At 49.7% G+C, this 6,035-nt stretch carries 5 protein-coding genes; 2 read left to right on the plus strand and 3 right to left on the minus strand.

All coding sequences use genetic code 11. The features are described from left to right. Nucleotides 1-483: 483 nt before the first annotated feature. The gene (rpe, locus tag DZC79_RS16920; protein WP_118952788.1) at nucleotides 484-1,131 is read left to right on the plus strand and encodes a ribulose-phosphate 3-epimerase; all 648 of its coding nucleotides are present in this window, start codon (nucleotides 484-486) and stop codon (nucleotides 1,129-1,131) included. A gap of 93 nt (nucleotides 1,132-1,224) precedes the next feature. On the opposite strand, the gene DZC79_RS16925 is transcribed toward rpe, so the two are convergent. Continuing rightward, the gene (locus DZC79_RS16925; protein WP_157977224.1) at nucleotides 1,225-2,880 is read right to left on the minus strand and encodes a glycosyl hydrolase family 28-related protein; all 1,656 of its coding nucleotides are present in this window, start codon (nucleotides 2,878-2,880) and stop codon (nucleotides 1,225-1,227) included. A 116-nt stretch (nucleotides 2,881-2,996) separates the two neighbouring features. Continuing rightward, nucleotides 2,997-3,434 carry a type II 3-dehydroquinate dehydratase gene (aroQ, locus tag DZC79_RS16930; protein ID WP_118952790.1) on the minus strand — a complete coding sequence of 146 codons (438 nt, stop codon included), beginning with the start codon at nucleotides 3,432-3,434 and terminating at the stop codon, nucleotides 2,997-2,999. 151 nt (nucleotides 3,435-3,585) lie between these two features. Between aroQ and DZC79_RS16935 the strand changes: the two genes are divergently transcribed. Beyond that, nucleotides 3,586-5,643 carry a M13 family metallopeptidase gene (locus tag DZC79_RS16935; RefSeq protein WP_118952791.1) on the plus strand — a complete coding sequence of 686 codons (2,058 nt, stop codon included), beginning with the start codon at nucleotides 3,586-3,588 and terminating at the stop codon, nucleotides 5,641-5,643. Between the two features lie 194 nt (nucleotides 5,644-5,837). On the opposite strand, the gene DZC79_RS21680 is transcribed toward DZC79_RS16935, so the two are convergent. Continuing rightward, nucleotides 5,838-6,035: hypothetical protein (locus DZC79_RS21680; RefSeq protein ID WP_232831863.1), on the minus strand; the 198-nt coding region annotated here is incomplete at its 5' end.

Consider the following 6,035-nt stretch of genomic DNA (forward strand, 5'->3'; position numbering starts at 1 on the left):
TGTGCAACAAAGCTTCGGTTTCAACAATGGGTTTATGGTATTCCTCCTGATGCGTCTGCAACCAGTGTGCTGCTTGTTTTCGTCATCCGGATACTCAATATATTGTCTAAAATTCTACTATTAAGAAAAGGTTAAGTACTTTTTAAGGGACGGCTAAGGTAAGTTCAAAAAGCAGAGCGGTAAAACATTTCGGACAATAATTTTTTAATCCGTCAATAAACAGGTTATACACCATGTGCGCACGCCGATCGATACTATCCACAGCTTTATCCACTGTTTTGGGCCAAAGTTAAGCCTAATTCACAGCTTGTTCACAGAGGTATGTGTAAAAAACTGATAAAGATTTTTTTGGAAAATGAGCGCCGGTTTTCTATCGCCTGGCTGGGAAAACATCCCTATTTTTGCGCCGTAAATCGGGGAAGCTAACCGGTAGCTGCCGCTGCCTTTCCCCGCCAAAATCAAATTGAAAATTTAACGTTAAACATGCCTTTAATCGCTCCCTCCCTGCTCTCTGCCGATTTCCTGAACCTGGAAAGAGATGTCGATATGATCAACAGCAGCGAAGCCGACTGGTTTCACCTCGATGTGATGGACGGCCGCTTTGTGCCCAACATCAGCTTCGGTCTTCCCGTAATCGCTGCGGTAAACCGCAAAGCGACCAAAACGCTGGATGTGCACCTGATGATCGTCGAGCCGGAAAAATACATCGGTGAATTTGCCAGAGCCGGCGCCAATTACCTTTCGGTGCATATCGAAGCTTGTCCGCACCTGCATCGCGCGATACAAATGATCCATGCCGAAGGTATGAAAGCAGGTGTAGCCATTAATCCGCATACGCCCATTGCCACGCTGGAAGACGTTATCGCCGATATCGACCTGGTGTGCATGATGAGTGTGAATCCCGGCTTTGGCGGACAGAAATTCATCCCGCACACACTGAAGAAGATCGCGCAGCTGAAAGCGCTCATCGCCGCCACAGGCAGCAAAGCGCTGATCGAGATCGATGGTGGCGTAACGCTGGACAATGCAGCCACAATCGTTCAGGCCGGCGCCGATGTGCTGGTAGCGGGCAATACGGTGTTTAGTGCGCCCGATCCGGCTGAAATGATCCAAAAGCTGAAAAGTATATAGCTGAATGCCCTTCGACACAACAGAAACCGCCCCATGGACAATGGGGCGGTTTGCATTAGGTAGCGTTGGGTCTGTGTATTGCCTTACCAGCTCTCATAAAGTGCTCAGTGCGCTCCAGGTACCGGGTGTGCCGGCGGCAGTGCAAACCCAGCCAGACGGACTTCCAGCCGAAGGCGCTGTGTTGAAGACGATATCATCCCGTTTGAAAGTACCGCTTGTAGGTGCTGCAGACATTTGGTAGATGTCTGGCTTTTGTTTGATATGCAGATCGGCAGTGGCCGGGTAGGCCGGATTTCCTGTATTCATCACTGTGATGCCGAGCAGGGTATTGTTGTCTACCGTAATATCGGCGTTAGGATCATCAAACCAGAAATGGTAGCCGGTAATGCCACTGCTTCTGTTATCGCGTGCAACAACCTTACCCGGTCCGTAAAAACGGTAGCCCACATAGCCGGGGTAACCGGAATGGTAGCTGGCAGAAAAACTGTTATTGCAGAACAAAACGATATCTGATTGAAGCACGCCATAATACTGACAAGTGTGCACGTTGCCGGTTACTTCAAGATAACTGTTGGCAAGAGTAGATAAGGCCCTGATATCGAATGGGGCTGTTGTGTTGGTATTGTTTTTTACCAGCACATGCTGGAAGCCTGAGATATTGATACCTCCGAACTGACTGTTGTTTTCGAAGATAAATCTTCCCCTGAAGTCGATACCATCCTGGTCCGGGATGAGGCCGCCTCCTGTATTGTTACGGAAGGTCATATTGGACACATAAATGCTGCTGCCGATGGAATGGGTTACAACTGAAGGCAGGCCGATGTTGTCCGAAAACGTGACGTTATCGCAGGGACATATCTGTATGTCGATTGTCCTGGTGTTGTTTCTAAATGTGTTCGCGGTAAAACGGAGATTATTGGCATGGCTGAATACGATAGGCGAAAAATAAGGATGGACGGCGCTTCCATAGCTGCTGTTGCCGCAATCGTCCAGGATATTTCCACTGCAGATCACATCGCTGGAGCCTTCGATATGGATGCCGTTTCGACAGGTACTGACGTTGTTATTCTGTATATAAGCCTCGCCTGCACAAGTGTCTACTGTAATGCCTATTCTGTTGATGCCGGATATCCGGCAATCTTCTACCCAAAATTCCTTACCGCATTGATAAAATAAAATGCCATCGGAAGAAAAGCCAGTGTTCAGTTTGCCTTCAATGTTGATGCCGCTGATCCGGATAGAAGAAGTCTGCGCCCCATTGAAAAAGATAACGTGACTGCCATTGTTCTGCTGCATCGTCAGTCCCGGACGGATGACGACGTGGTGAACATCTATGCCTGCCATATTTCCTTTGAGTATGGCGCCCGGGCCGTTAATCGTCAGGTTGCTGACTAGCGTAATGCCGCCATACAGCTCATAAGCACCGGCAGGAATGAACAGCTCTCCTCCGCTGGCGCTTAAAGCCTGGATGGCCTTATTGAATGCGGCGCTTTGGTCAGTAAGAGTACCGGTTTGTGCTCCAAACCATTTTACATTGATACTACCCTCGGGGTAGATCCGCTTCCATCGGCCGGTACCGGTGGTTGTTGATTCGATAATGGTTCCCTGGTTATCCGCTTCTGTGGCTGACGAATCCCAGTAGAAATCTCCACCGCCGCCATCGCCTGCTGTATGATAGCCTTTTATGGTGGCAATTTCCGTTGTGCTTGTTGTAGCTGCCTTTAAGGCCGCCATGTTTTCCAGTGTCATAAATAAGTGTTTATAGATTATTAGTGACACTAAGGTAGCGTGGGGAGCAGCCATGACATGGCGCACGAGGATTATTCAATGAAAATAATCGTGCAGCAAAAAGAAAACATTCGCTTTTAGTTCTTCTCCTTTTGCAGGGCGTCCAGCAAGTATTGTACCGCCAACGCATAGCCTTCCAGGCCCAGGCCGGTAATCACGCCAATGGCTTTGGCGCCGGTATAGCTGTGCTGGCGAAAGCTTTCGCGTGCATGGATATTGGAAATGTGCACTTCCACTGTGGGTACTGCAGCAGCAGCCAGGGCATCGGCTATAGCAATGCTCGTGTGCGTATAGCCTGCGCCGTTGAAGATAATGCCGTCGGTACGGCCCATGCAGGCTTGTATCCTGTCGATCAGCGCGCCTTCCCCGTTGCTTTGGAAATAGTCGAAACGAACTGCAGGAAACCGCGTCTTCAGCTCCTCCAGGAAGCTTTCAAAGCTGCGGCTGCCGTATATTTCGGGTTCCCTTGTGCCCAGCAGGTTGAGGTTGGGGCCGTTAATGATTGTCAGGTGCATGGTCGATGCTTTGAGGCAAATGTATAAAAAATACGCCTGCTGCTGGACCTCATTCCTGTTCTTTATCCCCCTAAAATTCCCCCTTTTTGCGCTATAGGAAAAGTAGAATGAAAGAGTACATTTGCACTTATCATTAAAAAAACGATTTAAAATGAAATTTGCAAAACTGTTACTCGCCGGCGCTGCCCTGGGTACCATAGGCATCACCTCCTGCAAAGAAGGCGGGGAAAAATCGGCGGAGAAGAGTGCTGATTTTAAATTCATAGACCGGGCCAATATGGACACCACGGTAAGCCCGGCCGATAACTTCTTCGAATATGCCAACGGCGCCTGGCTGAAGAAAGCAACGATTCCCGGCGACCAGACCCGCTGGGGCAGCTTTGATGAGCTGGGCGAGCGTACGCTCAACGACCTGCATACCCTGCTCGAAGATGCCGCCAAGAACGATAAAGCAGCAGCCGGAAGCAAGGAACGTATGGCCGGCGACTTCTATAAAAGCGGTATGGATACCGTTAACATCAACAAGGCCGGTATTACGCCGATGAAGCCGGTGCTCGATCGTATCAATGCCGTAACCAATGCGCAGCAGCTGATGGACGAGATCGCGCTCGAGCATACAGAAGGCCTGAATCCCGCTTTCAGCTTTTACATCTCTCCTGATGATAAGAATGTGACCAGGATGATCACCCAGTTCTTCCAGGGTGGTCTGGGCCTTTCCAACAGGGACGATTATTTTAAGACCGATGCCCGCTCTGCAGAGATCAGGGCTGAATACCAGAAATACGTACAGAAAATACTGCAGCTGATGGGCCAGGATGAGGCCGCAGCCAAAGGCAATGCCCAGAAGATCTTCAACCTGGAGAAAACCCTGGCCGGCGCCTCGCTGACGCCGATCGAAATGCGTAATCCGCAGCGCCTGTACAACAAATTCGATATTGCCGGTATCACCAAAGCAACAGCAGGCCTTGATTGGGCAACCCTGTTGGGCAAGCTGAAGATCCAGGGCCAGGATAGCATCATCGTAGGCATGCCCAAGTTCTTTGTGGAGCTGGCGCGCCAGATGAAAGCCACCCCGATCGATACCTGGAAGCAATACCTGGCGTACAACGCCGTGAGCGATATGGCGCCTTACCTGAGCAAAGAATTCAGCGATGCCCGTTTCGATTTCTACAGCAGATCCCTCAGAGGACAGCAGGAAGAGAAAGCCCGCTGGAAAAGGGTGATCCATATCGTGAACAACGCTGTGGGCGACCAGCTGGGCCAGTTGTATGTCGACAAGCACTTCAAGCCTGAAGCCAAGAAGCGTATGCTGGAGCTGGTGAACAACCTGCAGGAAACTTTTGGAGAGCGTATCAAAGGTCTGGACTGGATGAGCGATGTAACCAAGCAGAAAGCACTTGCCAAGCTGAATACTTTCATTAAGAAAATCGGCTATCCCGACAAATGGAAAGACTACGGCAGCCTGAAGATTGTTCCCGATAACTATGTACAGAATGTAATGAACGCTTCCGCTTTCGAGTACAACTATATGATCAGCAAGCTGGGCAAACCTGTAGACAAGACGGAGTGGGGAATGACGCCGCCTACCGTAAACGCTTACTACAACCCCGCGTTTAACGAGATCGTTTTCCCCGCTGCGATCCTGCAGTTCCCCTTCTTCGATTTCAATGCCGATGATGCAGTGAATTATGGCGGTATCGGCGGCGTAATTGGTCATGAAATGACCCATGGCTTCGATGACCAGGGCGCTCAATACGATGCCGACGGTAACCTGAAAAACTGGTGGACACCCGAAGATTCTACGAAATTTGCAGCCAGAACCCATAAAGTTGTTGATCAGTTCAACAGCTATACCGTACTGGACAGCATTCATGTGCAGGGCGAGCTGACCCTGGGCGAAAACATTGCCGATCTGGGTGGCGTAACCATTGCCTACACTGCGTTTAAGAAGACCAAGCAGGGTCAGAGCAATGAGAAGATCGACGGCTTTACACCCGATCAGCGTTTCTTCCTCAGCTGGGCCCAGGTATGGAGGGGTAAGGCGCTGCCTAAGACCTCTATGGAGCTGATCAAGAACGATCCGCACTCGCCCGGTATCTGGCGTTGTAACGGTCCTCTGAGCAACTTTGAGCCCTTCTATAAGGCGTTCAATGTAAAAGAAGGCGATAAAATGTGGCGTGCCGATAGCGTACGCGCTAAAATATGGTAGGAAGGCAACACCTGCCAGGCTTGGAATAACAGATGCCGGCTGTATCGTAAGATGCAGCCGGTTTTTTTGTTGGTAATTGTTGGTTGCGAACGATCTTATTTTAAGGTAAATGGTGTTGTTCCTGTGGGAATAATTTAGTTGGCGGTTTGCAGTATACAAATTGCGCCCGCCCGCCAAAACCAATCCTCTAACATCTAATGTCTAACATCTAATGTCCAAAAATAAATATGATCGTTGTAACCGGCCATGGTGGCGGTATGGGTGAGATGTGGTGGTGCAGGAACAATGAAAATTTTGGTAGAATGAAAAAGGACCCCTACTTTTGCGTCCCGTTGGCGGAAAAGGGTTAACGGAAAGATCATTGAAAGATAGCAGGTTGGTAACGGAGAAGG

It is taken from the genome of Taibaiella helva, from assembly GCF_003545695.1.
Taxonomy (GTDB): domain Bacteria; phylum Bacteroidota; class Bacteroidia; order Chitinophagales; family Chitinophagaceae; genus Taibaiella; species Taibaiella helva.